Raw genomic sequence first — 23,434 nt, forward strand, 5'->3', positions numbered from 1 at the left:
TCCAGACCAAGGACGCTTCGCTGGGCTCTCCCCCACCGAAGGGCGAGCGCATGCTGCGACGTCTGCTGATTCTCCTGTCCGCACTCTGTACGGCCGTCGGACTGGCCGTCTTCCTCCCCGCCGCGACGGCCGGTGCCGCGCCCGCCTGCGTGGGCGCCTGGAACTCCTCCAGCGTCTACACGGGCGGGATGACCGCCTCGTACAACGGCCACAACTGGTACGCCAAGTGGTGGACCCAGAACGAACGCCCCGGAGCGTCGGACGTCTGGCGCGACGAGGGCTCCTGCGGCGGCGGCACCACGCCGCCGCCCACCTCCGGATTCGTCGTCTCCGAGGCCCAGTTCAACCAGATGTTCCCGAGCCGGAACTCCTTCTACACGTACAGCGGTCTCACGGCGGCGCTCAGCGCCTACCCCGCCTTCGCCACCACCGGCGGTGACACGGTGAAGAGGCAGGAGGCCGCCGCCTTCCTCGCCAACGTCCACCACGAGACCGGCGGCCTGGTCCACATCGTGGAGCAGAACACCGCCAACTACCCGCACTACTGCGACTGGGGCCAGTCCTACGGCTGCCCCGCCGGCCAGGCCGCGTACTACGGCCGCGGCCCGATCCAGCTCTCCTGGAACTTCAACTACAAGGCCGCCGGTGACGCCCTCGGCATCAACCTCCTGGCCGACCCCTGGCGCGTCGAGCGCGAGTCGGCCGTGGCCTGGAAGACGGGTCTCTGGTACTGGAACACCCAGAACGGCCCCGGCACGATGACCGGTCACAACGCCATGGTCAACGGCGCCGGCTTCGGCCAGACGATCCGGTCGATCAACGGCTCGCTGGAGTGCGACGGCAAGAACCCGGCGCAGGTCCAGAGCCGGGTGACGAAGTACCAGCAGTTCGCGCAGATCCTGGGCGTGCCGACGGGCGCGAACCTGTACTGCTGATCTCCTGGTTCCACGAGCGCGGGCCACGGCCCGGACGGCGGGCTCCACAGACGACTGTGGGCCCGCCGTCGACGTACGTCCGCGCCGAACCGGCCGAGTAGGACAGGATCTGGCCTGTACGCCTCGTACGGTCGCGGCATGAGCGCAGCCATCCCCGAGGGGTACACCACCGTCACGCCCTGGATCATCGGTCACGACACCGCAGGGCTCATCGACTACCTGGAGCGCGCCTTCGGCGCCGAGGACCTGGGCCGCTTCGAGAGGGAGGACGGCACGATCGGCCACGCCGAACTCCGGATCGGCGACGGCAGGCTGATGGCGTTCGACAGCCCGCCGGGCTGGGACCCGACGCCCGCGTTCATCCGGCTGTACGTGGAGGACGCGGAGGCCACTCACCGCCGGGCCGTCGAGGCGGGCGGCACGTCGGTCACCGAGGTGACACACCTCTTCTTCGGCGACAAGGTCGGCCGGGTCCGCGATCCGTTCGGGAACCTGTGGTGGATCCAGACCCACATCGAGGACGTCGACGAGGAGGAGATGGCCCGCCGGATGACGGACCCCGTCTTCACCCGGGCTATGGAGTACGTACAGGGGGCCATGTACCGACCGGGGGAGCCGGGTCGCTCCCGCTGACCTCCTCCAGCGCACGGGAGAGCCGCTCCAGGACGCGTGCGGTCTCGTCGAACTCGGCCTGGCCGCCGAGGGCGTCCGCGAGCCGGGCCGCGAGGTCCGCGTGGCCGGGGTCGAGCCGCTCGACGGCCGCGAGGCCCTCGGGAGTCGGCGTGAGGAGCTTGGCGCGCCGGTGGGCCGGATTGGGCTCGTACACCGCGAGGCCCCGCTCGACCAGGAGGTCCGCGATCCGCTGGACGCTCTGACGGGTGATGCCCATGGTGCGGGCGATGCCAGAGACGGGCTGCGGGGTGCGGAGCGCGGCGCCGAGGACCTGCCACCACGCGGCGGTGAGGCCCACCGGGCGGGCCAGTTCCTCCGAGACGGCGAGGAACTGGCCGTTGAGCCGGAAGACGCCCAGCGCCGTGCGGGTGAGGGCGTCCTGCTGCTCCCGGCTCACGACGGCTCGTCCTCCGCGTTCAGCAGCTCGTACGCCTCCGCGTCCGAGTCGTGGAAGAGGCGGTACCAGGCGTCCAGCCTGGTGCCGTCGAAGGCGCCCATCGTGCCGAGCACCTCGCGGGCGAAGGCGACCGGCTCGGTCGGCCCGGCGGTGATGAGGTCGCCGGAGCCGTCGACGCCCTTGTCCGTCACCGCGTCGGCGTCGACGTAGTGCGCGCCGCCCTGGTAGCCGGTGGCCGCCAGGTAGTAGGAGATGGCGCTCGTGTGGGCGCGGTCGTCGAGGAGGCCTTCGCGGGCGAGTCCCGCGGTGGCGCCGCAGATGGCGGCGACGGGCACGCCGGCGTCGAGGAGGCGGCGGGCCGCGGCGGCGAAGGGGGCGAGGTCGTCGCCCGTGTCCCAGAGGTCGGCGCCCGGCAGCACCAGGAGCGCGCTGTCCTCGGGCCGGAGGTCCGCGAGGGAGAGGTCGGGGAGGATCCGGGTCCCGCCGATGGTGGTGACGGGCTTCTCGGCGACGGGGCCGACGGTCCTGACCGTGAAGCCGGAGCGGGCGAGCCAGGCGGTGGCGTGGCCGGTCTCCCAGTCGGCGAGGGTGTCGTAGACGGCGAGGTGGACGGTGCGGGGCATTTCGGGGCCTCCAGCGTGAGTCGGTGCCGGTCTGTATGACAGCAGACTGTCAGGTCGACAGAATGCTGTCAATGGACCCAGGGGAGTCCCGAGAGCACACAAGGGCTCCGAGCCCCGACCCGCGCGCCCGCGATCCCAGGTGTGCGGGCCGGGGACGGCAACGTGTCTGGTCCGTGTCGGTCTCGGTGGACAAGATGGTCATGGCCGCTCCGACCTGCGCGTCCTTACCCTGGATCCATGACCCCTCATGTCGAACCCGACCCCCAGGCCGGCGCGGCCGTGAAGGCCGCAGACCGCGCGCACGTGTTCCACTCCTGGTCCGCCCAGGGCCTGATCGATCCGCTCGCCGTCGCCGGCGCCGAGGGTTCGTACTTCTGGGACTACGACGGCAACCGCTACCTCGACTTCACCAGCGGCCTCGTCTACACCAACATCGGCTACCAGCACCCGCGCGTGGTCGCCGCCATCCAGGAGCAGGCGGCGAAGCTCACCACCTTCGCGCCCGCCTTCGCCATCGACGTACGCTCCGAGGCCGCACGCCTCATCGCCGAGCGCACCCCCGGCGACCTGGACAAGATCTTCTTCACCAACGGCGGCGCCGAGGCCGTCGAGAACGCCGTACGGATGGCCCGGCTGCACACCGGTCGTCACAAGGTGCTCTCCGCCTTCCGCTCGTACCACGGCGCCACCTCCACCGCGATCAACCTGACCGGCGACCCGCGCCGCTGGGCCTCCGACACGGGCTCAGCGGGTGTCGTGCGCTTCTGGGCTCCGTTCCTCTACCGCTCGCCGTTCTACGCGACGACCGAGGAGCAGGAGTGCGAGCGCGCCCTCGCCCACCTCGAGGACACCATCGCCTTCGAGGGGCCGGCCACCATCGCCGCGATCATCCTGGAGACCGTCCCCGGCACCGCCGGCATCATGACCCCGCCGCCCGGCTACCTCGCCGGAGTCCGCGAGATCTGCGACAAGTACGGCATCGTCTTCGTCCTCGACGAGGTCATGGCGGGCTTCGGCCGCACCGGCAAGTGGTTCGCCGCCGAGCACTTCGACGTCGTGCCCGACCTGATGACCTTTGCCAAGGGCGTGAACTCCGGTTACGTGCCCCTCGGCGGTGTCGCCATCAGCGCGAAGATCGCCGCGACCTTCGACAAGCGGCCGTACCCGGGCGGACTGACCTACTCCGGTCACCCGCTCGCCTGCGCCGCCGCCGTCGCCACCATCCAGGTGATGGAGGACGAGAAGGTCGTCGAGCACTCCGCCCGCATCGGCGAGACCGTCCTCGGCCCCGGCCTGCGCGAGCTCGCCGAGCGCCACCCCTCCGTGGGCGAGGTCCGCGGCATGGGTACGTTCTGGGCGCTCGACCTCGTCAAGAACAAGGAGACGCGCGAGCCGCTCGTCCCGTACAACGCGGCGGGCGAGGCCAACGCCCCCATGGCGGCCTTCGGCGCGGCGGCCAAGAAGCACGGCCTGTGGCCCTTCATCAACATGAACCGCACGCACGCCGTCCCCGCCTGCAACGTCTCCGAGGCGGAGGCCAAGGAGGGCCTCAGCGCCCTCGACGCGGCGCTCTCGGTGGCCGACGAGCACACCGTCCGGTAGGCGATCACCGTCCGGTAGGCGGGCACCGTCGGTACACCGTCGGCGCGCGGACCGTCGCGCGCCGGCGGCGTCAGAAGCGTCACAGAGCCGGACCCTCCGTCTGGTCTAGGGTGTCCCAGAGCCGGACGGAGGGGGCCGAACCATGCCCGCGAGCGGAGCTGTCACCCGCAACACCCTGCGGCGGCAGATCGCGGACGCGCTCCGTGACGAAGTGCTCGCCGGGCGTTTGCAGCCGGGCGAGGAGTTCACCGTCAAGCAGATCGCCGAGCAGTACGGCGTCTCCGCCACACCGGTGCGCGAAGCCCTCGTCGACCTCTCCGCGCAGGGGCTCCTCGACTCCGACCAGCACCGCGGCTTCCGCGTCCACCAGTTCACGATCGACGACTACCGCGGGATGGTCGAGGCCCGCATGCTCGTCGTGGACGGCATCTTCCGCCGCCACGACCCGGCCGTGCACGCGCCCGGCCCCGACGTCTCGCGCGGGGTCGCGCTCGTCTCCATACGGCGCCGGGGCGAGGCGGCGGTCCGCGCGGCCCGCGCCGGCGACCTCGACATCCTCATCGGGTACGACATCCGCTACTGGCGCGAACTGGCCCGGCTGGTCTCCTCCAACGACTACATCGCCGACTTCCTGCACCGCCTGCGGGTCCAGGCGTGGGTCTTCTCCGTGCCGTACCTGCGTTCCGACCGGGACCTCCTCGGCTGGCTGTGGAGCGGCCATGTGGACCTCGTCGACGCGCTGACCCTCGGCGACGCGGACGCGGCCGTCGAGGTCGTACGGGTGTACAACCAGCAGTCGTTGGAGTGGGCGGACCGCGTGGAGCGCCAGTCGCGCTGACCGGCGGGGCCGACGACGACGCCGCGCGCCGCGCGGGTGTCGCGCGGTGTGTCGACGGGCAGGTCACCCCCGGGTGCGGTGCGGACCGGTCACTCCCGGGTGTGCGGTGCGGACCGGTCACCACCGGGTGTGCGGTGCGGACCGCGCCGACTACCCTGGCCGTCCCTGCAACTGACGGAGAGCGAGCCTCCCTTGGCCTGTGACCTGTGGCTGGTCCCTCTTGTCGACGTGCTGTGCCACAGCCCCGACAATCCCTTCGCCGAAGAGATCGCCGCCTACGACAAGGCCCTGACCTCGTCCGGTCTGCCCGCCGTCCCCGTGTACGCCTACATGCCGGGGCTGTCCGGCGACGTCGCGCCCGTCGCCGGGTTCGACTACGACGCCCTGCACTTCCTGCGCCGCGCCTATCTGCTGCACCTGTGCGGCCTGCCCGTCGAGCCGGTCGACGAGCTCGGCGGGGACTACGAGCAGCTCCTGGAGATGTTCGAGGCCACGGCGCAGCAGTCCCATCTCGTCTGGCACTACGACCACGCCGGTGCGTACATCCCCGTGGACTTCCCGGCTCCGCTCTCCAACGACGAACTCCTGGAAGGCGGCGGTCCGCTGGGGTCGTCCCACGGGCTGCTGCGGGAGCTGGAGTTCGTCGCCCCCGCGATCGGGATCGACCCGGCCAACCCGCCCGCCGCCCCGCTGCCGCCGGAACGGCCCACCTCGCTGGAGGAACCGGCCGGACCGATCGCGTACGACGACAGTCCGTTCGCGCGCGAGCGCCATGTGTGGCTCGGGCTGCACGCGGCGGCGACCCGGAGCCTCGGCCAGGGCTCGATGATCATCCTGAGCTGACATCGGCCGGTCCCGGCCGGCATCGCACGACATCGGCCGGCACCGTACGGACGGAGGAAGGGCGCCCCACGGAGCGGGGGCGCCCTTCTTTCCCGTGCGTACGGTCGGCATTCCCGTGCATACGGTCAGCGCGGCTCGGGCGGCCGCTGCCTCGGCATGTTGGGGCGGGTGCCCGGCGGAAGGGGGAAACGGGCCGACGGGTGCCCGCCCTCGGGCCGGGTCCCGGCCGCCCCCACCGACTGCAGGGCCAGCGGCGTGGGGCCGGAGCGGAACTCGACCATCCAGTCCGCCGTCTCCGCCCGTACGAGCTCCGTCACGTCCTCCGAGAACTTGCGCAGCACCCCGAGGCACCGCTCCGCCGCCTCGCTCGCGGTCCCCTCGGTGGGCCCGAGGACCTCCCGTACGCTCTCCGACGCCCAGTCGAACTGCAGGGCCTGCAGCCTGCGCTGCACCGCCTGCGCCGTCGCCACGTCCCGCATCCAGCCCGACGTCAGCCCGAAGTACCGGTCGCACGCCACGCACGCCGCGCCGAGCAGCAGGGACAGGTACCCCCAGCCCGCCGCCCCGTCCGCCGCGCCCGTCAGATCGAGCAGCGGCAGCGCAGCGCCGACGACCACGCCCAGCGCCGTACCGAGCCGCAGCGCCCGGGCGCAGCGGCGCTTCCAGACGCGGTCGGAGAGGTACCACTCCGCCGTGCTCAGCGCGTGGGACTCGACCCAGCGGTACAGCTCGTCCAGACGCTCCGCGGGCTCGCCCCAGTCGCCGAGCGGGAACGGTGTCCCGGTCAGATCGCGGCGCGCGGCCGGCCGCCCGGGCTCTCCCGGTCGTCCCGGTTTCCCGGGCTGCGGCTGCGGCGGCTGCATCTCCGGCTGCTGGCTCACCGGGGCACTCCTCTGTTCAGCTCAGCGCTCGTGTCCTTCTGTGACGTGCGGTGCACGTGGTGCCTGCCCTTCCTACCGCCGAATGGTGGGCTGTGGGCCCGGAATCCCAGGATTTCCGCCCGCAAGAGGGTCTTGATCAGGTAGAGGAGCCCGCAGTTTCTCACTCGAAAGAGTTGTGGCGGCAGGCCGGGCATGGACCACGTAGGCTCGGCCGTACCGAACGTCAGTCGTCACATCAGTCGTCCGGATGTCATCCGTATACCGTCGAAATGCCAGGAGTGACCGTGATTCCCGGTGGTGGCCAGCCCAACATGCAGCAGCTCCTCCAGCAGGCCCAGAAGATGCAGCAGGATCTCGCGCGGGCCCAGGAAGAGCTCGCCGCGACCGAGGTCGAGGGCCAGGCGGGCGGTGGACTGGTGAGGGCGACCGTGACCGGCTCCGGCGAGCTGCGCGGCCTGGTGATCGACCCCAAGGCCGTCGACCCGGAGGACACCGAGACGCTGGCCGACCTCGTCGTGGCCGCGGTCAAGGCCGCCAACGACAACGCCCAGCAGCTCCAGCAGGACAAGCTGGGCCCGCTGACGCAGGGCCTCGGCGGCATGCCGGGCCTGGGCTTCTGAGGCGCTCGGGCTTCTAAGGCGCCCCCGCAGCCACTACCGTAAGAAACAAGCACTTCTGAGAAGGGCGCTCGCGTTGTACGAAGGCGTGGTTCAGGACCTCATCGACGAACTGGGCAGGCTGCCCGGCGTCGGTCCCAAGAGCGCCCAGCGGATCGCGTTCCACGTCCTCCAGGCCGAGCCGACCGACGTACGCCGTCTCGCGCACGCGCTCCTGGAGGTCAAGGAGAAGGTCAGGTTCTGCGCGGTCTGCGGCAACGTCGCGCAGCAGGAGCAGTGCAACATCTGCCGCGATCCGCGGCGGGACCTGTCGGTCATCTGCGTGGTCGAGGAGCCGAAGGACGTCGTGGCGATCGAGCGGACGCGTGAGTTCCGCGGTCGCTACCACGTCCTCGGCGGCGCGATCAGCCCGATCGAGGGCGTCGGCCCGGACGACCTGCGCATCCGTGAGCTGCTCGCGCGGCTCGCGGACGGGACGGTCACCGAGCTGATCCTGGCGACCGACCCGAACCTGGAGGGCGAGGCCACCGCGACGTACCTGGCGCGGATGATCAAGCCCATGGGCCTCAGGGTCACGCGTCTGGCGAGCGGCCTGCCGGTCGGCGGCGATCTGGAGTACGCCGACGAGGTCACGCTGGGGCGTGCCTTCGAGGGGCGGCGACTGCTAGATGTATGACGACAGGGTCTGCGCGCCCGCGCCCGAAGGAGGCACCCGCGATGTCTGATGCCACACTGCACGCGATCACGCAGGACCCGGACGACTTCGCGGTCCAGATCGCCGACTCGATCGAGTCCTTCATCGTGGCGACCACGGAAGTGGCCAAGGGCGACGAGCCCGACAGCGCGGTGCCCTTCCTGCTCCTGGAGATCTCCCAGCTGCTGCTCGCCGGCGGCCGTCTGGGCGCGCACGAGGACATCCTCCCGGACGAGCGGTACGAGCCCGACACGGGTCCGGAGCCGGACGTGGACGACCTGCGCGAGCGGTTCGCGGTGATGCTCGACCCGGTGGACGTCTTCTCCGAGGTCTTCGACCCGTACGAGCCGCGCAAGGCGCCCGTGCCGGCCCGGATCTCCGACAACCTCGCCGACATCGTCACCGACCTGCGGCACGGACTGGCCCACTACCGGGCGGGGCGTACGAGCGAGGCCCTGTGGTGGTGGCAGTTCTCGTACTTCTCCAACTGGGGCCCGACCGCCTCTGCGACGCTGCGGGCCTTGCAGTCCCTCGTCGCCCACGTCCGGCTCGACCAGCCCCTCGCGGCCCTGGACGGCCTCGACACGGACGAGGACCTGACCGAGGACGACCTCGCCGAGGAGGCGGGGCGCGTCATGGCGGAGGAGATCGCGGGCCCGCTGGGCCTCGGCACGCTCAAGAAGTAGGGACCGCGCACCCGCCGGCGTGCTGCGCGTCCCGCGCACCGGGCGGCGGGGTGTGAGCCCGCGTACCGGGCGGCGGGGTGCGAGCCCGCGTACCGGGCGGCATGGTGTGAGCCCGCGTACCGGGCGGCATGGTGTGAGCCCGCGCACATCTCGGCCCGTCGCCGCGTACCCCCGGCTCTCCCGGGCAGGCAGACCCACCGGGCGGTCCGGTTCGCCCAGGGCGTGATCACTGACTGAGCGGGACATCTCAGGATGCGATATACGGTCGGCGATTCCGGGCCGCTCGTTAAACTGAGCCGACCGCAGTAATGACTGCGGCAGAGACTGACCGAGGAGCGCACGTGGGCCTTGTCGTGCAGAAGTACGGAGGCTCCTCCGTTGCCGATGCCGAGGGCATCAAGCGGGTCGCCAAGCGGATCGTGGACGCCAAGAAGAACGGCCACCAGGTGGTCGTCGTGGTTTCCGCGATGGGCGACACGACGGACGAGTTGATCGATCTCGCCGAGCAGGTATCCCCGATCCCTGCCGGGCGTGAGTTCGACATGCTGCTGACCGCCGGAGAGCGGATCTCCATGGCCCTGCTGGCCATGGCGATCAAAAACCTGGGCCACGAGGCCCAGTCGTTCACGGGCAGCCAGGCCGGTGTCATCACCGACTCGGTCCACAACAAAGCGCGCATCATCGATGTCACGCCGGGCCGGATCCGCACCGCCCTCGACGAGGGCAACATCGCCATCGTCGCCGGCTTCCAGGGTGTGTCCCAGGACAAGAAGGACATCACCACGCTCGGCCGGGGCGGCTCGGACACGACCGCCGTCGCCCTCGCCGCCGCGCTCGACGCCGAGGTCTGTGAGATCTACACCGACGTCGACGGCGTCTTCACGGCCGACCCGCGTGTGGTGAAGAAGGCGAAGAAGATCGACTGGATCTCCTTCGAGGACATGCTGGAGCTCGCCGCCTCCGGCTCCAAGGTGCTGCTGCACCGGTGCGTCGAGTACGCACGCCGTTACAACATCCCGATCCACGTCCGCTCGTCCTTCTCGGGGCTGCAGGGCACCTGGGTCAGCAACGAGCCGCAAGGGGACCGCAAGGTGGAGCAGGCCATCATCTCGGGCGTCGCCCACGACACCTCCGAGGCGAAGATCACCGTCGTCGGCGTGCCGGACAAGCCGGGCGAGGCCGCGGCCATCTTCCGCGCCGTCGCGGACGCCGAGATCAACATCGACATGATCGTGCAGAACGTGTCCGCGGCCTCCACGGGCCTGACGGACATCTCCTTCACGCTTCCCAAGGCCGAGGGCCGCAGGGCCATCGACGCCCTGGAGAAGGCGAAGGGCGCGATCGGCTTCGACTCGCTGCGCTACGACGACCAGATCGGCAAGATCTCCCTGGTCGGCGCCGGTATGAAGACGAACCCCGGCGTCACCGCCGACTTCTTCCGGGCGCTCTCCGACGCCGGTGTCAACATCGAGCTGATCTCCACCTCCGAGATCCGCATCTCGGTCGTCACCCGCGCCGACGACGTCAACGAGGCCGTGCGCGCCGTGCACAGCGCCTTCGGTCTCGACAGCGACTCCGACGAGGCGGTCGTCTACGGAGGCACCGGACGATGACCCCCAAGCCGACGCTCGCGGTCGTCGGTGCGACCGGAGCCGTCGGTGCGGTCATGCTCCAGATGCTCACGCAGCACGCGGACGTCTGGGGCGAGATCCGACTCGTCGCCTCGCCGCGCTCGGCCGGCCGCAAGCTGGCCGTGCGCGGTGAGGAGACCGAGGTCCTCGCGCTGAGCGAGGAGGCACTGGAGGGCGTCGACCTCGCCCTCTTCCTGGTGCCCGAGGACATCGCGGCCCGCTGGGCGCCCATCGCCGCGGCCAAGGGCGCGGTGGTCGTGGACACCTCGGCGGCGTTCCGGGCCGACCCGGACGTGCCGCTCGTGGTCCCCGAGATCAATCCGCACGCCGTACGGGTACGGCCCCGGGGCATCGTCGCGAGCCCCGGCTGCTCCACTCTGGCGCTGATCGTCGCCGTGGGCGCGCTGCACGCCGAGTTCGGTGTGGCCGAGCTGGTGGTCACCGCCCAGCAGGCCGCGAGCGGAGGCGGGCAGGCGGGCATCGCCGCCCTGCGCGAGCAGTTGTCGATGGTGGCCGGGACCGAGCTGGGCACGCACCCCGGTGACGTACGGCGGGCCGTCGGCGACGACACCGGGCCCTTTCCCGGTCCGGTCGCGCTCAACGTGCTGCCCTGGTCGGGGGAGCTGCGGGAGGACGGCTGGTCCTCCGAGGAGGTGCGGCTGCGCGAGGAGACCCGCAAGGTCCTCGACCTCCCCGGGCTGCACGTCGCGGCCACCTGTGTGCGCGTCCCGGTGGTGACCGCGCACTCGGTCTCCGTCCACGCGCGTTTCGAGCGTCCGGTGAGCGTGGGGCGCGCGCACGAGATCCTGGCGACCTCGCCCGGTGTGGTGCTCTTCGACGATCCGGCCTCGGGCGACTTCCCCACGCCCGCCGACGTCGTGGGCACGGATCCCGTCTGGGTCGGGCGCGTGCGCAGGTCGATGGACGACGAGCGGACGCTCGAGTTCTTCGTCTGCGGCGACAACCTCCGCAAGGGCGCCGCGCTGAACGCCGTGCAGATCGCGGAGTCGATCATTCGCCCCGAGCGTCCGGAAATCGGCGACGACTGATCGTTCGACTTTGTAGGATCTGTGGACGACCTGTGAGCAAATCGGCGTCAGATGCCCCTTGAACTGGGGTGACGGCATGTTCGACGATGCTCTTCACCCCTTACCGCAACCGGTAGTTGGGTGGGATGCGTCTCTCGGCGCACCCATGTGGTGTGTCGGAGAACGTGCTGTGAATACGGGGCATTGGGGAAGAGCGGGTACGCATGAGGGCTTTTGGTGCACCGTCAAAAACGGTGGCGTACTCGTACAACCCTGACGGGGGGAAGCGTGTCCAACAGGCGTGGCAGAGGTACTCGACATCGCAGCCGTCGTCCCGCTCCGCGGCACGACAGTGGTCCCCGCGCGAGGGGCGCTCACCGTTCCCGCACGCGGCACCGCGGGCTCCGTGGTGCGCCCGCTCAGGCGCCCGCGTCCGGCCGGCGGAATGCCGGTGATCGCCCCCATGCCCGCAGGGACCCGGACGACCGGCGTGTCCGGCATCCCCTCGCCCCGCGAGAGCACTGAAGGCGCTGTGTCCGCGGGCACCTCCGTCGACCATCTGACCGAGACCTACCGAGCGCACTACCGCTCGCTGCTCGGTCTCGCCGCGCTGCTCCTCGACGACACGGCCTCCTGCGAGGACGTCGTCCAGGAGGCGTTCATCCGCGTCCACTCCGCGCGCAAACGGGTCCGCGACCCGGAGAAGACGCTGGCCTATCTGCGCCAGACCGTCGTCAACCTCTCCCGCTCCGCGCTGCGCCGCCGCATCCTCGGCCTCAAGCTGCTGTCGAAGCCGATGCCGGACATGGCGAGCGCGGAGGAGGGCGCGTACGACCAGCTGGAGCGGGACGCGCTCATCAAGGCGATGCGCGGGCTGCAGCGGCGTCAGCGTGAGGTGCTCGTGCTGCGGTACTTCGCGGACATGACGGAGGCCCAGGTGGCCGAGACGCTCGGCATATCCCTGGGTTCGGTGAAGGCGTACGGCTCGCGTGGCATCGCGGCGCTGCGCGTCGCTATGGAGGCGACGGCATGAGCACCGACGACACGAGGCCCGGCGGCACGGGTTCCCCCGGTAAGGGCCCGGGCGAGGAGAACAGCGGCGGTACGAGTGGGCTGCCCGACGGCGACCGCGACGACATGGGACACGGGATTGTGAACGACGGGCCGGACAACGAGCGGGCCGACGGCCACGACGACCTCTTCGGCGGCGACGAACTGGCGCTGCGCAGGCTGCTCCACGGCGCGGTGGCCGACCTGGAGCCCACCGACGGAGCCCTCGACCACCTGCGCCGTGCCGTACCCGCACGGCGCACCCGCAAGCGTCAGGCCGTCGTCGGCTTCGCCGCGGCCGCCGTGCTGCTCGGCACCGCCGTCCCCGCCTTCGTACACGTCGCGGGATCCGGTGGCATCACGGCCGACCAGGCCGTCAACGCCGGCCACGGCGAGCAGGCGCAGGGCGGCACCGGCTCCGAGACCGGCGTCGAGACCGGCGGGAACGGCGGCGGCGCGCCGACCGGAACCGCCCCTCCGAGCCAGGGCGCCGAGGGCGGGGCCTCCGAGGACGGTGCGAACGAGAGCGCGGGCAGCGGCTCGAAGTCCCCGTCCGGGTCCTCGCCGGTGTGCGACGCCGCGCAGCTGGCCGTCAGCTCGGTGCAGGCGGGCGGCCCGGACGCCGAGGGGAAGGTCTACGGCACGTTCCGCGTGGCCAACGTCTCCGGCAAGGAGTGCGTGGTGAGCGGCGACGGCAGCGTCGGCTTCCAGGCCCTCGGGGCGGCGGACCCGGCCAGGATCTCGGTCGTGGCGCACACCTCCGGGGACGCGGCGAGCGGACTGCCCGACCCCTCGCAGGAGTCGTCCACGCTGCTCCTGAGGCCGGACGGCGCGTACGAGGTGAAGTTCGCCTGGGTCCCCGCGGAGACGTGCCCGACCACCGGTACGCCCCCGGACCCCGAGCCGACCCCGAGCGTGGACCCGAGCCCGAGCGTGGACCCGACCCCGAGTCCCACGAAGGACGGCGAGGGCGCGGCGTCGGGAGCCTCGGGCTCGACCGGCAACGGTGACGCCGTCGACGGTGCGGCTCCGCAGTTCCGCGTCGACGGGACGCCTGCCGACGGCAGCGTCGCGATCAGCCACACCGCCGAGCCCGGCGGCCCTCAGGCGGCCACGACGATCCCCAACGCGTGCGCGGGCACCATCTACCGCACGGGCGTGCTGAACGCGTCGTAGCGGCCCTCCGGGGGCGCGGGCGGACTGCCTGCCCGCGGCCCCCGGGCCGGCCGAGCTGCCGCAAAGGGCCCGCGGGCGCCTACAGGCCCAGGGCCGCGTCGCGGTGGGCCTCCGCCTCGCGGCGCAGGAGGCGGAACCACATGAAGACGACGAAGCCCGCGAAGACGAACCACTCCGCCGTGTAGCCGAGGTTCTGGAACGCCTTCAGGTCGAGCGACGTGCCCGCCGCGGCCGCCGCCGGGACCGGGGTCAGCCCGGCGGGGGAATCCGTGAGCGTGATCCAGGCGTCGTAGACCTCGTCGGGAACCAGGTTGACCAGCGACCCCGCGCTGATCATGCCGAGCTGGCCGTCCGGGAGGCCTCCCGCCGCGTGGACGCCCTTCGTCCCCGTGTTCTCGGACGCCTGCAGGGCGCCCACGACGGTGACCCGGCCCGTCGGCGGGGCCGGTGCCTTCGCGCCGGCCGGCAGCCAGCCCCGTACGACCGGGAGCGACTTGCCCTCGTCCGTCTTCAGCAGGGTCAGGACGTACGCGCCCGCACGGCCCTCCAGCTCACGGTCCGGCACCAGGAACTGCTCCCCGTACCGCCCGCGCGCCTCCGCGTGCCGGCCCGAGGTCTCCTTGTCCACCGGCAGCAGCGCGTTCAGCGGCTCGGTCCTCAGCGTGCCCGGATCCGGGGCCTGCTCCGCCTCCCGGTGGGAGTCGACGCGGTCCTCGAACTTGCCCATCTGCCAGGTCCCCATGAAGAGGCAGAACGGGATCGCCAACAGGACGAAGACGTTGATCCCCCACCAGCGGGGCGTTTTCAGGAACCGGTACACCCCTCCACGGTACGCAGCGGCCTCACCCCTCGACCGGCCGGGTCCCCAGGTGACGCGCGGCGAAGGCGAGCTCCAGACGGACCTGCTTGATCCGCTCCTCCACCACCAGGGAGCCGTGCCCCGCGTCGTACCGGTACACCTCGTGGACCGCGCCCCGGGCGCCCAGCCGGTCCACGTAGTTGTCGATCTGGCGGATCGGGCAGCGCGGGTCGTTGACGCCCGCCGAGATGTACACCGGCGCCGTGACCCGGTCGACGTACGTCAGCGGGGACGAGGCCTCGAACCGGTCCGGCACCTCCTCGGGAGAGCCGCCGAAGAGCGTCCGGTCCAGCGCCTTCAGGGCCTCCATCTCGTCCTCGTACGCCGTCACGTAGTCCGCGACCGGGACGGCGGCGAGCCCGACCGACCAGGCGCCGGGCTGCGTGCCGAGCCCGAGCAGCGTCAGATAGCCGCCCCACGAGCCACCGGACAGGACCAGCCTGGCCGGGTCGGCGAGCCCCGAGGCGACCGCCCACTCACGGACCGCGGCGACGTCCTCCAGCTCGATCAGACCGACCCGGTGCTTGAGCGCGTCCGTCCACTCCCGGCCGTACCCGGTCGAACCCCGGTAGTTGACCCGGACCACCGCGTACCCGTGGTCCAGCCAGGCCGCCGGGCCCGAGGCGAAGGCATCGCTGTCGTGCCAGGCCGGCCCGCCGTGCACCTCGAAGATCGTCGGGAACGGCCCCTCGCCCTCCGCCGGCCGCTGGACGAGGGCGTGGATCCGGCCGCCGGGCCCCTCCACCCAGACGTCCTCCACCGGCACCGAACCGGGCGCCCGCAGGCCGGGCGGGTCGAGGACGACCCCACCGTCCGTCGAGCGCACCTGCGGCGGCTCGGCGGCGGAGGACCACAGGAACTCCACGCTGCCGTCTGGGCGGGTCGTGGCCTCCGACACCGACCCGGCGGGGGTCTCGACCCGGACCAGCGCACCCGTCGCGATGTCGTACCGCCACAGCTCGCTGCGCGCCTCGAAGCTGTGCACGATCAGCAGCCCGGTGCCGTCCGCGTACCACTCCGCCGAGACGTCGCCCGGCAGCTCCAGCCGGAGATCGGTCTCCCGGCCGGTCGCCACGTCCCACAGCAGCGGCTCCCAGCGGCCCCGCCGCTGGTGCCCGACGAGCAGCCGGGTGTCCCCGTCCACCGGCGCGAAGCCGAGGACCGCGAGGCCCAGCTCCTCCGTGCCGCCCTTGGAGTCGTCCAGCTCGGCCACGAGGGAGGAGTCCTCGGCGCGCAGGACCCGCAGGGCCGAGTGCATGGCGTCGCCGTGCTCGGTGTGCTCGATCGCGATCAGCGAGCCGTCGTGCGAGAGGTCCCCCACCCCGGCCGACTCCCGGTGCCGGTAGATCTCGACGGGCGCCGCCCCGTCCCGTACGAGGTGGATCGTCGAACCCTCCTCGTCCGTCGAGCGGCCGACGACCACCGTCCCCTCGCGGCCGATCGCGAGCCCCGCCGGATACGAGGGCGCGAGGCCGGGCACGGCGGGCTCGTCCGGGCCGCCGGCGAAGGGCTGGCGCATCCACACCCCGAACTCGTCCCCGTCCTTGTCCGAGAACCACCAGATCCACCGGCCGTCCGGCGACAGCGTGCCGTCCGTCGTCCCGTTCGGCCGGTCCGTGACCTGTCGCTGCGCGCCGGTCTCCCGGTCCCAGGCGTACAGCTCGTACGTCCCCGTCGCGTTGGACACGAACAGCGAACGGCCGGGCGCCTCCTCGGCCCACTCGGGAAGGGACACGCGCGCGGCCCTGAACCGCTGCTCCCAGGCGGGGACGTCGGAGGTGTCGGTGATCTCGTTGCTCTCGGTCATGGCCCCCATCATGCTCCGATCCGCCGACAATCCGTTCGCCTCGTCCGCAGCCTGTGGATAACTCCGGGCGCTATCGGCCGCGGACCCCGTCGATCCGGATCACCGCGCGACCGCCCGCCAGATCCACCGTCGAGCGGTGCGGAGGGGCGCCGTCCTCCTCGTCGTCCCGCAGGACGAGGGCGCTCTGCCGCTCCTTGAGCTCGTTCTGCTTGCCCTGCGAGAACGTGGCGTGAAGCTGCTCGAAACCGGTCGACGACACCTGACCCGTACGCCGGCCGCGCCCGGTCAGCCGCAGGACCTGGTCGGCGAAGGCGACGACGGTCAGCAGGACGACCAGCCCGGGCAGGGTCACGAACACGGCGAACTCCATACCCGCCATTGTCCGTGCTTTCCCCGGGAACGGCGGCCCTCGTGCGCCGACGACGTGACCGATCCACAACTCCCGTACCGGCTCGCGGACTCTGACGCCCCGTCGAACAGGTGGTCAGCCTCCGGAGCCGTCCGACGCCGACTCCGCTCGGGTTGCCCGTCCCGGCGACGACCCGCCGAGCGTCTTCGACAGCCGGCTGCGGACGACGGCGGTGATCACGGCGCCCGCGACGGCGGCGGCGCCGAGGCCGAGGGCCAGCACGGACGGGCCGGAGTCGGAGACGACTTCGGGGGGAACGGTTGCCGCCGCCTCGGCGACTGTCCGAAGGGGGTGCATGTCACCAGGGGACCGGACCGGGAGACGCAGGGCCACTCGGCGGACCCCGTTCGGGTCACGGAGCGTCCGTGGAGCCGCCGCGGCCCGGCCGGCTCACGACAGCCAGGCCATGCCGATCAGCAGGAAGACGACGAAGGCTATGCCGCCGGCGACGGCGGCGGTCTTCCTGGGGCGTCGCCGGGAGAGGGCCGCGAGGCCGCTCTCGCCCCGGCGCGCCTGCCGCCGGGGCGGCGCGACGGCCGCCCGCGGCTGCGGTCGGGGCTGTGGCCGGGAGGAGTGCGGCTGGGGTCGGGACTGCGACCGAGGCTGCGACCTGCTCTGAGACCTGGGCTGCGACCTCGGCTGGGACCTCGGCTGGGACCTCGGCTGGGACCTCGGCTGGGACCGGGACGGGGGCGCCGCGTGCGGTACGGGCCGGTGCGGGGGCTGCGGGTGCTCGCGCCACGCCCCCGAGGTGAACCAGTCCGAGATCGCCTGGGCCGGAGGTCTCTGCTCGGGCTCCTTCGCCAGCAGCGTGAGCAGGTACGCCTCGAACGCGGCGGGCAGCCCCACCCCGAGCTGCCGGGGCGGCGCGGGCGGAGTGTCGATGTGCTGGTACAGCAGGGCGGTGGCGGTGTCGCCCTGGAACGGGGGCCGTCCGGTGAGGAGTTGGTACAGCACACAGCCGAGCGAGTACACGTCGGACGCGGGGGAGGCGGTCCGCCCGAGGGCCCGCTCGGGGGCGAGATAGAGGCCGGTGCCGACGATCTGGCCCGTGGTCGTGAGCGCGGCGGAGGGGTCGTCGACGAACCGGGCGATCCCGAAGTCCGCGAGCTTCACGGTCCCGTCGCCGTCGACCAGCAGGTTCCCGGGCTTGATGTCCCGGTGCACCACGCCCTCCCGGTGCGCGGCGGCGAGCCCGGCGGCGGCGTGGGCGGCCACGACGGCCACCCGCTCGGCCGGCAGCACCAGGGGCGGCCCGCCGGGCTCGGAGGCGAGGCTCGATCCCTCGACCAACTCCATGACGAGGAACAGCTTTCCGTCCCACGTACCGAAGTCGAAGACACCGACGACATGCGGATGACTCAGCCGAGCGGCGGTCTGCGCCTCCAGCCGGAACCGCTCGGCTGCGGAGGGATCGGTCTCGTGCCCCAGCATCAACTTGACCGCGACGGCCCGCCCGAGCACCTCGTCGGTGGCCTGCCACACCTCGCCCATGCCGCCACGGCCGACACACATGTGGAGCCGATATCGGTCCGCGACCAGCACCTGAGACCCAGCCTTTCGACGGTCGACAACCTGAGAGGAAGCACGCGTCGCCGTACTCCGCCGTCCGGCACCGATGCGGGTATCAGGGTAGAGCCGCTTGATCCACTTCCCACACGCGCCCCGGCCCCGCAGACGCCCCCGGAAACCACTCAGGGGCCCGACCCGCTCTCGCGGATCAGGCCCCTGACCTGGTGTTTCAGCTGTCGGGGTGGCGGGATTCGAACCCACGACCTCTTCGTCCCGAATGAGGTTCGGTCCAGATCTTCACCGGCCGGTTTGCCATTTCGCTTGGTCACAGCGTTGGCGTGCGGCGGGCTCGGGCGGTGTCGCGGGGGCTTGGGGAGCAAGTCGGCTCCCAGACGGCTCCCAGGAGGGACATGGCTGCGGTGCCCACCGGGAGCCAACCTGTGCCATGGGCCTGGGAGAGGGCACCCGCCGCTACTGGTTGCTGTCGAGGGCATGACCAAGTCCTCCCGGGTGCCGGAGGTTTCACGACCGGCGCCCGCGCGGGCGCTATGGCGGCGATCGTCACAACGGCCCCAGCGCATTCACTCCGCCGAGGCCGCCCTTCCGGATCGCCACACGTGAGCGTGCTCGATCCACGTTCCATTCTACGACTACGGGCCGGACAAGCCGAGAGGGAGAGCGGGCAGTCCGGCTCAGCCGAGTGCTTCCTCCTCGGCCTCCATACGCCGGATTCCCTGGTGGGTGAGGGAGACCATCGCGGGTGTGTTGCCCGGTTCCCAGTCGACGGTGATCAGCTCCTCGCCGGCGAGGTAGGTGCAGGCGGCGGCCAGGTCCTCCTCCGGGATGCGCAGGTCGTTCCGTAGTTTCCGCCCCGGGATTCCGAGGAGACGATTGCCTTCGGTGGCTTCGTAGAGGGCGGTCAGGACCCGTTCACGGTAGCCCTGTCGCTCGCGGAGTGTCGCCATGACCGAGTCCTTTCATGTGCGTGAGGAACGGCCGGCGCTCGCCGTGTCGGCGGGGTGCAAGGGGCTTGGTCCCTTCACCGGCGAAGCGAGAGGCCGGCGGGTGGGTTGTCCCGGGTGTCGGGTGCCCCACCCGCGGCCTTCGGCCGGAGGAGTGGTCTGAGGTCAGGGCCAGGTGCCCGTACGGCTGCGGCTGGGCGCTTGCCCTGACGAACTGCGGGGGCTGTGGCCGGGTGGACGGGCGATGGCCGGGTACGGGTCGCTGAAGCGGTAGGCCGCCATGCGTGCGTCGTGCTGGGCGTTGAGCCGGTGAATCAGGCGGATGCCGAGCGCGATCAGGAGGGCGCCTGCCGCGAGCGCGATGAAGGTCTCCATGACGTCACCTCCGCGGGTTCCCCGGCAGCGGCAGGGGGATCATCCGTGCTCCGACGACCGGGTGCCGGAGCGGCGGCAGCGCGGCCCCGCCTTCGGTCTCCCAGGCGTCCTCGCTGCTCCGGGAGTCGCGCATACGGCGGCCGGTCGCGGCCTCGTCGGACATCAGGACACCGGCGGTGAGGGTGCTGCCGGGGAGGGTCGCGGCGGTCATGAGCCGGGCGGCTGCGGCGGGTTCGGTCTCGGGCGGAATCACCAGCAGGTCGCAGCGCCCGACGCTGTAGGAGAGCAGGATCATCTTGTCGGGATCCTGCTCGGTGAACCAACCGACGTGCACGGTGTGCCCGGTGGCGGAAACCGTGTGCGGAACGACGGGCCAGCGGGTGGGGTTCACCGTGACGCGTGTGATGCGTCCGTAGTGCCGCTCCAGCGCGTCGGCCAAGGGCGGAAGTTCGACGGCGAGGTCACGTGAACGAGGCCACCAGGCGCCGTCCAGAAGGCCGGCGAGGGTGGTCTTCGGCGTCAGCGACAGGCGTGCCGAAAGAAGGGGTGCGAAGGAGGTCATGATCGCGGACCCGTCTCCGGGCCGCCCTGCAGGACGGCCCAGTGTCTTGATCGCCGGAAACGACGTCCGCGTGGGAGCGGGTGTTCGAGTTACTCCCGGTACGTTCAGCCTACTCCGCGCGGGGGTCCGACGAGCGGTTCTGACCAGGTGATTTCCCGCCGGGCACGCCGTCCGGCCGATGGCCGCGGGCATGACCGCAGGCTCGCGGAGTACCGTGACACCACGGCGGTATCGCGCCGGCCATGAGGCGTCGGCGGCCCGCGCAGGCAGGCGGATCACCATGGCCGAACCCGAGACCCCCACCCCTCCCCAGCTCCTTCCGGACGAGATCCACCGAGCGGTGAAACCCGGCACGGCCCTGCTCCGGCTGCGGACGACCCACTCCCGCGAAGGCGTCCTCGACGGCGCCTGGTGGCCCCGCTCCCGCGACGTAGTCACTGAGCTGCCCGCCCTGATCCGGGCGCTCACCACGCACCTCGGCCCCGTCACGCGCGTCGGCCTGGACACGGACGCCTGGGAGTATGTCCCGACTCGTGTGGTCGTCGACGACCGGGTCGTGCGTCTCGACTCCTTCCCCGTCGGCGACGACACCGTCCTCATCACCCGTGGCGACACTGACCACTTCGCCCTGATGGTGGTGCCCCCGGACACGACACCGGACGCGGCGCGTGACGCCATGGCCCGCGCGGTCCGAGCCGACAACGTCACCCAGGCCGCCGAGATCCTTGTCGCCACCCTTCCCGAACCGGTGACCCACCGCCCGGAGTCGGCATGATCAGGATGGCAGCTCCTGGCGCCCTGCAGGCCGCCTCACCGGCGCCTCACGGCACGGCCCTCCGTCATCCACGCCACTCGACCAGGACCAGCGTGGCGTCGTCCGAAGTGGCATTGCCCCGTGCCCGTTTGAGGGTCTGGGAGAGGTCCCGTACCACCGCGCGGACCTCTCGGTCCGCCCGCTCCAGTTGGTTCACCCAGTCGATCAGCTGGTCCTCGCCGAACTCCTCCTGTCCGCTCTCGTGTTCCTCGATCAACCCGTCGGTGAAGCAGAGGACGCGATCCCCCGGTTCGAGCGTCACCCGCTGACCTGCGGCTGTGCTCCTCCGAAGCCGACGGGCAGGGTCGTGGGGCTGTCCAGGCGGCCTACGACGCGGTGCCCGCGGATCAGAATGGGGGCGGGGTGCCCGGCGTTGACCCACTGGAGGCGGCCGGTGTTCGTGTCCAGCCGCATCATCTGCGCGGTCACGAAGTGGTCGGGTGCGAACTGCTCGGCCACGGCCCGGTCCATGAAGAGGTAGATCTCGGACAGCTCGATGCTGATCCGGCGGGCGTGCCGGTACGCGCCGATGGCCACGGTGGCCATCGTGGCCGCGTCCAGACCGTGACCCATGGCGTCGATCATGGCGAGGTGGAAGGTGTCCCCGTTCAGGGCGTAGTCGAAGCTGTCGCCCGCCACGTCGTAAGCGGGCTCCAGAACGCCGGCGACGGCGACGCGCGGCGTCACCATCGTCAGCGGCGGCAGCAGCGACCACTGGATCTCGGCGGCGACGCTCATCGGTTCGCTACGACGGGTGCGGAAGAAGAGATCGGTATAGCCGTTCTTGGTCTGCACCCTGTCGGCGATCAGCCCGGCGATCCTGCCCAGCAGACGGCGGTCGTCGTCATCGACGGCGTCCAGCGTGACGGCCGGAACGCCCGCCTGGTCGCCCCCGTCCAGCAACGGCAGCAAAACCCGTGCGCCGTCGGCCACCACGAGTTCGACCGGGCGTGAGGTGAGGAAGCACCGGCCGGCCTCGGAGCCGTCGATGGGCTGCGGTTCCCCGCCCGCCAGCCCTTCGCCCGGCAGGGGGACCAGCCTCTGCTGCCCGTAGTCCTGGAGCAGGATCTGCGGATCCCGTCCCCCCAGCCGCGCCACCGTCTCGGTGTCGCCCGGAGACGCAGTCAGGCGCTCAGTGTGAGGGTCTGGATGGCCATGACAGCAGGTCAGCCACCGGCGCCGACAGCTCCCGCGGAGCGCGCGGCCTCCGAAGTTTGGGAGCCGGATCCGAAAGTCGGCTCCCAAACGGCTCCCAGAGAGGCACAGGAAACCACTCAGGGGCCCGACCCGCTCTCGCGGATCAGGCCCCTGACCTGGTGTTTCAGCTGTCGGGGTGGCGGGATTTGAACCCACGACCTCTTCGTCCCGAACGAAGCGCGCTGCCAAGCTGCGCTACACCCCGATGTCACTGCTCTGTTCTTCACGTCGCGGCGACATCGATTACTTTAGCCCACCCGCGCCCTGAGACGAAATCCGGTTTTCGCGGCCCCCCGCCGCAGGTCGGGCGGGGTGCCCGGGGCGGTCAGTCGCGGGCGGTCAGGGTCAGCAGGGTCGCCTCCGGGGGGCAGGCGAAGCGGACCGGGGTGAAGCGGTTCGTGCCGCAGCCCGCCGAGACGTGCAGGAACGAGGTCCGGCCGTCCACCGTGTGGGTGGAGAGGCCCTTCACCCGGTCCGTGTCCAGGTCGCAGTTGGTCACCAGCGCGCCGTAGAAGGGGACGCACAGCTGGCCGCCGTGCGTGTGGCCCGCCAGGATCAGCCCGTAGTCGTCCGCCGTGAACGCGTCGAGCGTCCGCAGGTACGGGGCGTGCACCACGGCCATCGAGAAGTCCGCCGACCGGTCCGGGCCGCCGGCCACCCGCTCGTACCGGTCCCGCTTGATGTGCGGGTCGTCCAGGCCGGTGAAGGCCAGGTCCAGGTCGGGCAGCTTCAGCCGGCCGCGGGTGTTGGTCAGGTTCACCCAGCCCGCCTCGTCGAAGGCGTCCCGCAGCCCTTCCCACGGGTTGTGCACCGCGCCCACCACCGGCTTGTTGCCGTTGAGACCGTGGCGGCCCTGGGCCTTCTCCAGCAGGTAGCGCGCGGGGTTGCGCAGCCTCGGGCCGTAGTAGTCGTTGGAGCCGAAGACGTACACGCCCGGGAAGTCCATCAGCGGCCCGAGCGCGTCCAGGACCTCGGGCACCGCCTCCGTGTCCGAGAGGTTGTCGCCGGTGTTCACGACGAAGTCCGGGCGCAGCCCCGCGAGCGACTGCAGCCACTTCCGCTTCTTGTGCTGCCCGCACACCATGTGGATGTCGGACACCTGAAGGACCCGCAGGTCCCGCATCCCGCGCGGAAGCACCGGGATCGTCACCCGGCGCAGCCGGAACGAGCGGGCTTCGAAGCCCGCCGCGTAGACGAGTCCGGCCGCGGCCGTCGCCGTGAGACCTGCCGTGATCTTCAGGGGGATCCCGTACCGTGCGCGCAT

25 protein-coding genes, 1 tRNA gene and 1 pseudogene are annotated in these 23,434 nt (G+C 71.6%); 13 read left to right on the plus strand and 14 right to left on the minus strand.

Annotated elements, in window-relative coordinates; all coding sequences use genetic code 11:
• Positions 1 to 50: 50 nt before the first annotated feature.
• Both ACFVGW_RS14780 and ACFVGW_RS14785 read left to right on the plus strand, forming a co-directional pair.
• On the plus strand, positions 51 to 935 hold the full coding sequence (locus ACFVGW_RS14780) for a glycoside hydrolase family 19 protein (protein WP_385852216.1): 885 nt from the start codon (positions 51 to 53) through the stop codon (positions 933 to 935).
• A 138-nt stretch (positions 936 to 1,073) separates the two neighbouring features.
• Positions 1,074 to 1,568 (plus strand): VOC family protein, encoded by a 495-nt coding sequence (locus ACFVGW_RS14785; RefSeq protein WP_385852217.1) that lies wholly within the window; start codon positions 1,074 to 1,076, stop codon positions 1,566 to 1,568.
• Here the strand turns inward: ACFVGW_RS14785 and ACFVGW_RS14790 are convergent.
• Together ACFVGW_RS14790 and ACFVGW_RS14795 are read right to left on the minus strand one after the other, a co-directional pair.
• On the minus strand, positions 1,510 to 2,004 hold the full coding sequence (locus ACFVGW_RS14790; protein ID WP_383222410.1) for a MarR family winged helix-turn-helix transcriptional regulator: 495 nt from the start codon (positions 2,002 to 2,004) through the stop codon (positions 1,510 to 1,512). The genes ACFVGW_RS14785 and ACFVGW_RS14790 overlap by 59 nt on opposite strands.
• Positions 2,001 to 2,627 (minus strand): DJ-1/PfpI family protein, encoded by a 627-nt coding sequence (locus ACFVGW_RS14795; RefSeq protein WP_383308706.1) that lies wholly within the window; start codon positions 2,625 to 2,627, stop codon positions 2,001 to 2,003. Before ACFVGW_RS14795 ends, ACFVGW_RS14790 begins: the two co-directional genes overlap by 4 nt.
• 237 nt (positions 2,628 to 2,864) lie before the next feature.
• On the opposite strand from ACFVGW_RS14795, the gene ACFVGW_RS14800 reads away from it, so the two are divergent.
• From ACFVGW_RS14800 to ACFVGW_RS14810, 3 genes are all read left to right on the plus strand, one after another.
• Positions 2,865 to 4,229, plus strand: coding sequence for an aspartate aminotransferase family protein (locus ACFVGW_RS14800; RefSeq protein ID WP_385852218.1), 1,365 nt, complete (start codon positions 2,865 to 2,867; stop codon positions 4,227 to 4,229).
• Between the two features lie 142 nt (positions 4,230 to 4,371).
• A complete protein-coding gene (locus tag ACFVGW_RS14805) occupies positions 4,372 to 5,067 on the plus strand; it encodes a GntR family transcriptional regulator (RefSeq protein WP_385852219.1) in 696 nt (231 codons plus the stop codon).
• 192 nt (positions 5,068 to 5,259) lie between these two features.
• Positions 5,260 to 5,910, plus strand: coding sequence for a hypothetical protein (locus ACFVGW_RS14810; RefSeq protein ID WP_352190381.1), 651 nt, complete (start codon positions 5,260 to 5,262; stop codon positions 5,908 to 5,910).
• Between the two features lie 125 nt (positions 5,911 to 6,035).
• Here the strand turns inward: ACFVGW_RS14810 and ACFVGW_RS14815 are convergent, their stop codons facing one another.
• Entirely contained in the window at positions 6,036 to 6,773 is a 738-nt protein-coding gene (locus ACFVGW_RS14815; RefSeq protein ID WP_383570044.1) for an SLATT domain-containing protein, read from the minus strand.
• Positions 6,774 to 7,075: 302 nt separating this feature from the next.
• Between ACFVGW_RS14815 and ACFVGW_RS14820 the strand changes: the two genes are divergently transcribed.
• The 7 genes from ACFVGW_RS14820 (at position 7,076) to ACFVGW_RS14850 (ending at position 13,673) form a co-directional block, all read left to right on the plus strand.
• Positions 7,076 to 7,411 carry a YbaB/EbfC family nucleoid-associated protein gene (locus ACFVGW_RS14820; protein ID WP_385852250.1) on the plus strand — a complete coding sequence of 112 codons (336 nt, stop codon included), beginning with the start codon at positions 7,076 to 7,078 and terminating at the stop codon, positions 7,409 to 7,411.
• 73 nt (positions 7,412 to 7,484) lie between these two features.
• Entirely contained in the window at positions 7,485 to 8,084 is a 600-nt protein-coding gene (gene recR / locus ACFVGW_RS14825) for a recombination mediator RecR (protein WP_383222400.1), read from the plus strand.
• 41 nt (positions 8,085 to 8,125) lie between these two features.
• Positions 8,126 to 8,788 (plus strand): DUF5063 domain-containing protein, encoded by a 663-nt coding sequence (locus ACFVGW_RS14830; protein WP_385852220.1) that lies wholly within the window; start codon positions 8,126 to 8,128, stop codon positions 8,786 to 8,788.
• A 341-nt stretch (positions 8,789 to 9,129) separates the two neighbouring features.
• On the plus strand, positions 9,130 to 10,401 hold the full coding sequence (locus ACFVGW_RS14835; RefSeq protein ID WP_352190376.1) for an aspartate kinase: 1,272 nt from the start codon (positions 9,130 to 9,132) through the stop codon (positions 10,399 to 10,401).
• Positions 10,398 to 11,468: an aspartate-semialdehyde dehydrogenase gene (locus tag ACFVGW_RS14840; protein WP_385852221.1), complete on the plus strand. Its 1,071-nt coding sequence runs from the start codon at positions 10,398 to 10,400 to the stop codon at positions 11,466 to 11,468. The genes ACFVGW_RS14835 and ACFVGW_RS14840 overlap by 4 nt, the downstream gene beginning before the upstream one ends.
• A 280-nt stretch (positions 11,469 to 11,748) precedes the next feature.
• Positions 11,749 to 12,480 (plus strand): SigE family RNA polymerase sigma factor, encoded by a 732-nt coding sequence (locus ACFVGW_RS14845; RefSeq protein ID WP_383222395.1) that lies wholly within the window; start codon positions 11,749 to 11,751, stop codon positions 12,478 to 12,480.
• Positions 12,477 to 13,673: a hypothetical protein gene (locus ACFVGW_RS14850; RefSeq protein ID WP_385852222.1), complete on the plus strand. Its 1,197-nt coding sequence runs from the start codon at positions 12,477 to 12,479 to the stop codon at positions 13,671 to 13,673. Before ACFVGW_RS14845 ends, ACFVGW_RS14850 begins: the two co-directional genes overlap by 4 nt.
• 79 nt (positions 13,674 to 13,752) lie before the next feature.
• Here the strand turns inward: ACFVGW_RS14850 and ACFVGW_RS14855 are convergent, their stop codons facing one another.
• From ACFVGW_RS14855 to ACFVGW_RS14890, 8 genes are all read right to left on the minus strand, one after another.
• On the minus strand, positions 13,753 to 14,493 hold the full coding sequence (locus tag ACFVGW_RS14855; RefSeq protein ID WP_385852223.1) for an SURF1 family protein: 741 nt from the start codon (positions 14,491 to 14,493) through the stop codon (positions 13,753 to 13,755).
• Positions 14,494 to 14,515: 22 nt separating this feature from the next.
• A complete protein-coding gene (locus ACFVGW_RS14860) occupies positions 14,516 to 16,339 on the minus strand; it encodes a S9 family peptidase (RefSeq protein ID WP_385852224.1) in 1,824 nt (607 codons plus the stop codon).
• Positions 16,340 to 16,409: 70 nt separating this feature from the next.
• Positions 16,410 to 16,709, minus strand: a complete 300-nt coding sequence (locus ACFVGW_RS14865) for a DUF6191 domain-containing protein (protein ID WP_385852225.1) — start codon at positions 16,707 to 16,709, stop codon at positions 16,410 to 16,412.
• A gap of 114 nt (positions 16,710 to 16,823) precedes the next feature.
• On the minus strand, positions 16,824 to 17,045 hold the full coding sequence (locus ACFVGW_RS14870; RefSeq protein ID WP_385852226.1) for a hypothetical protein: 222 nt from the start codon (positions 17,043 to 17,045) through the stop codon (positions 16,824 to 16,826).
• 93 nt (positions 17,046 to 17,138) lie between these two features.
• Complete coding sequence (locus ACFVGW_RS14875; RefSeq protein WP_385852227.1) at positions 17,139 to 18,263, minus strand: protein kinase; 1,125 nt, start codon at positions 18,261 to 18,263, stop codon at positions 17,139 to 17,141.
• A gap of 689 nt (positions 18,264 to 18,952) precedes the next feature.
• Positions 18,953 to 19,225, minus strand: a complete 273-nt coding sequence (locus ACFVGW_RS14880; protein WP_385852228.1) for a hypothetical protein — start codon at positions 19,223 to 19,225, stop codon at positions 18,953 to 18,955.
• Between the two features lie 162 nt (positions 19,226 to 19,387).
• On the minus strand, positions 19,388 to 19,597 hold the full coding sequence (locus ACFVGW_RS14885; RefSeq protein ID WP_385852229.1) for a hypothetical protein: 210 nt from the start codon (positions 19,595 to 19,597) through the stop codon (positions 19,388 to 19,390).
• A gap of 4 nt (positions 19,598 to 19,601) precedes the next feature.
• A complete protein-coding gene (locus ACFVGW_RS14890; RefSeq protein ID WP_385852230.1) occupies positions 19,602 to 20,159 on the minus strand; it encodes a DUF5994 family protein in 558 nt (185 codons plus the stop codon).
• 280 nt (positions 20,160 to 20,439) lie between these two features.
• Between ACFVGW_RS14890 and ACFVGW_RS14895 the strand changes: the two genes are divergently transcribed.
• Positions 20,440 to 20,934, plus strand: coding sequence for a DUF5994 family protein (locus tag ACFVGW_RS14895; RefSeq protein ID WP_385852231.1), 495 nt, complete (start codon positions 20,440 to 20,442; stop codon positions 20,932 to 20,934).
• Between the two features lie 64 nt (positions 20,935 to 20,998).
• On the opposite strand, the pseudogene ACFVGW_RS14900 reads toward ACFVGW_RS14895, so the two are convergent.
• The 3 genes and pseudogenes from ACFVGW_RS14900 to ACFVGW_RS14910 form a co-directional block, all read right to left on the minus strand.
• Positions 20,999 to 22,077: pseudogene (locus tag ACFVGW_RS14900) on the minus strand (PP2C family protein-serine/threonine phosphatase); the annotation flags it as partial.
• A 224-nt stretch (positions 22,078 to 22,301) separates the two neighbouring features.
• Positions 22,302 to 22,375, minus strand: a tRNA-Pro gene (locus ACFVGW_RS14905).
• Positions 22,376 to 22,495: 120 nt separating this feature from the next.
• Positions 22,496 to 23,434, minus strand: coding sequence for a metallophosphoesterase (locus ACFVGW_RS14910; protein WP_383570038.1), 939 nt, complete (start codon positions 23,432 to 23,434; stop codon positions 22,496 to 22,498).

This window comes from Streptomyces sp. NPDC127129 (genome assembly GCF_042671585.1).
In the GTDB taxonomy this organism is placed as follows: domain Bacteria; phylum Actinomycetota; class Actinomycetes; order Streptomycetales; family Streptomycetaceae; genus Streptomyces.

Excerpts from the sequence above, each read along its gene's own strand:
- ACFVGW_RS14780 (WP_385852216.1), top strand. The coding sequence starts at position 51 with ATGCTGCGACGTCTGCTGATTCTCCTGTCCGCACTCTGTACGGCCGTC.
- ACFVGW_RS14785 (WP_385852217.1), top strand. The coding sequence starts at position 1,074 with ATGAGCGCAGCCATCCCCGAGGGGTACACCACCGTCACGCCCTGGATC.
- ACFVGW_RS14795 (WP_383308706.1), bottom strand. The coding sequence starts at position 2,627 with ATGCCCCGCACCGTCCACCTCGCCGTCTACGACACCCTCGCCGACTGG.
- ACFVGW_RS14800 (WP_385852218.1), top strand. The coding sequence starts at position 2,865 with ATGACCCCTCATGTCGAACCCGACCCCCAGGCCGGCGCGGCCGTGAAG.
- ACFVGW_RS14805 (WP_385852219.1), top strand. The coding sequence starts at position 4,372 with ATGCCCGCGAGCGGAGCTGTCACCCGCAACACCCTGCGGCGGCAGATC.
- ACFVGW_RS14815 (WP_383570044.1), bottom strand. The coding sequence starts at position 6,773 with ATGCAGCCGCCGCAGCCGCAGCCCGGGAAACCGGGACGACCGGGAGAG.
- ACFVGW_RS14830 (WP_385852220.1), top strand. The coding sequence starts at position 8,126 with ATGTCTGATGCCACACTGCACGCGATCACGCAGGACCCGGACGACTTC.
- ACFVGW_RS14840 (WP_385852221.1), top strand. The coding sequence starts at position 10,398 with ATGACCCCCAAGCCGACGCTCGCGGTCGTCGGTGCGACCGGAGCCGTC.
- ACFVGW_RS14850 (WP_385852222.1), top strand. The coding sequence starts at position 12,477 with ATGAGCACCGACGACACGAGGCCCGGCGGCACGGGTTCCCCCGGTAAG.
- ACFVGW_RS14860 (WP_385852224.1), bottom strand. The coding sequence starts at position 16,339 with ATGACCGAGAGCAACGAGATCACCGACACCTCCGACGTCCCCGCCTGG.
- ACFVGW_RS14865 (WP_385852225.1), bottom strand. The coding sequence starts at position 16,709 with ATGGAGTTCGCCGTGTTCGTGACCCTGCCCGGGCTGGTCGTCCTGCTG.
- ACFVGW_RS14870 (WP_385852226.1), bottom strand. The coding sequence starts at position 17,045 with ATGCACCCCCTTCGGACAGTCGCCGAGGCGGCGGCAACCGTTCCCCCC.
- ACFVGW_RS14875 (WP_385852227.1), bottom strand. The coding sequence starts at position 18,263 with ATGTGTGTCGGCCGTGGCGGCATGGGCGAGGTGTGGCAGGCCACCGAC.
- ACFVGW_RS14880 (WP_385852228.1), bottom strand. The coding sequence starts at position 19,225 with ATGGCGACACTCCGCGAGCGACAGGGCTACCGTGAACGGGTCCTGACC.
- ACFVGW_RS14885 (WP_385852229.1), bottom strand. The coding sequence starts at position 19,597 with ATGGAGACCTTCATCGCGCTCGCGGCAGGCGCCCTCCTGATCGCGCTC.
- ACFVGW_RS14890 (WP_385852230.1), bottom strand. The coding sequence starts at position 20,159 with ATGACCTCCTTCGCACCCCTTCTTTCGGCACGCCTGTCGCTGACGCCG.
- ACFVGW_RS14895 (WP_385852231.1), top strand. The coding sequence starts at position 20,440 with ATGGCCGAACCCGAGACCCCCACCCCTCCCCAGCTCCTTCCGGACGAG.
- ACFVGW_RS14910 (WP_383570038.1), bottom strand. The coding sequence starts at position 23,434 with ATGCGCGCACGGTACGGGATCCCCCTGAAGATCACGGCAGGTCTCACG.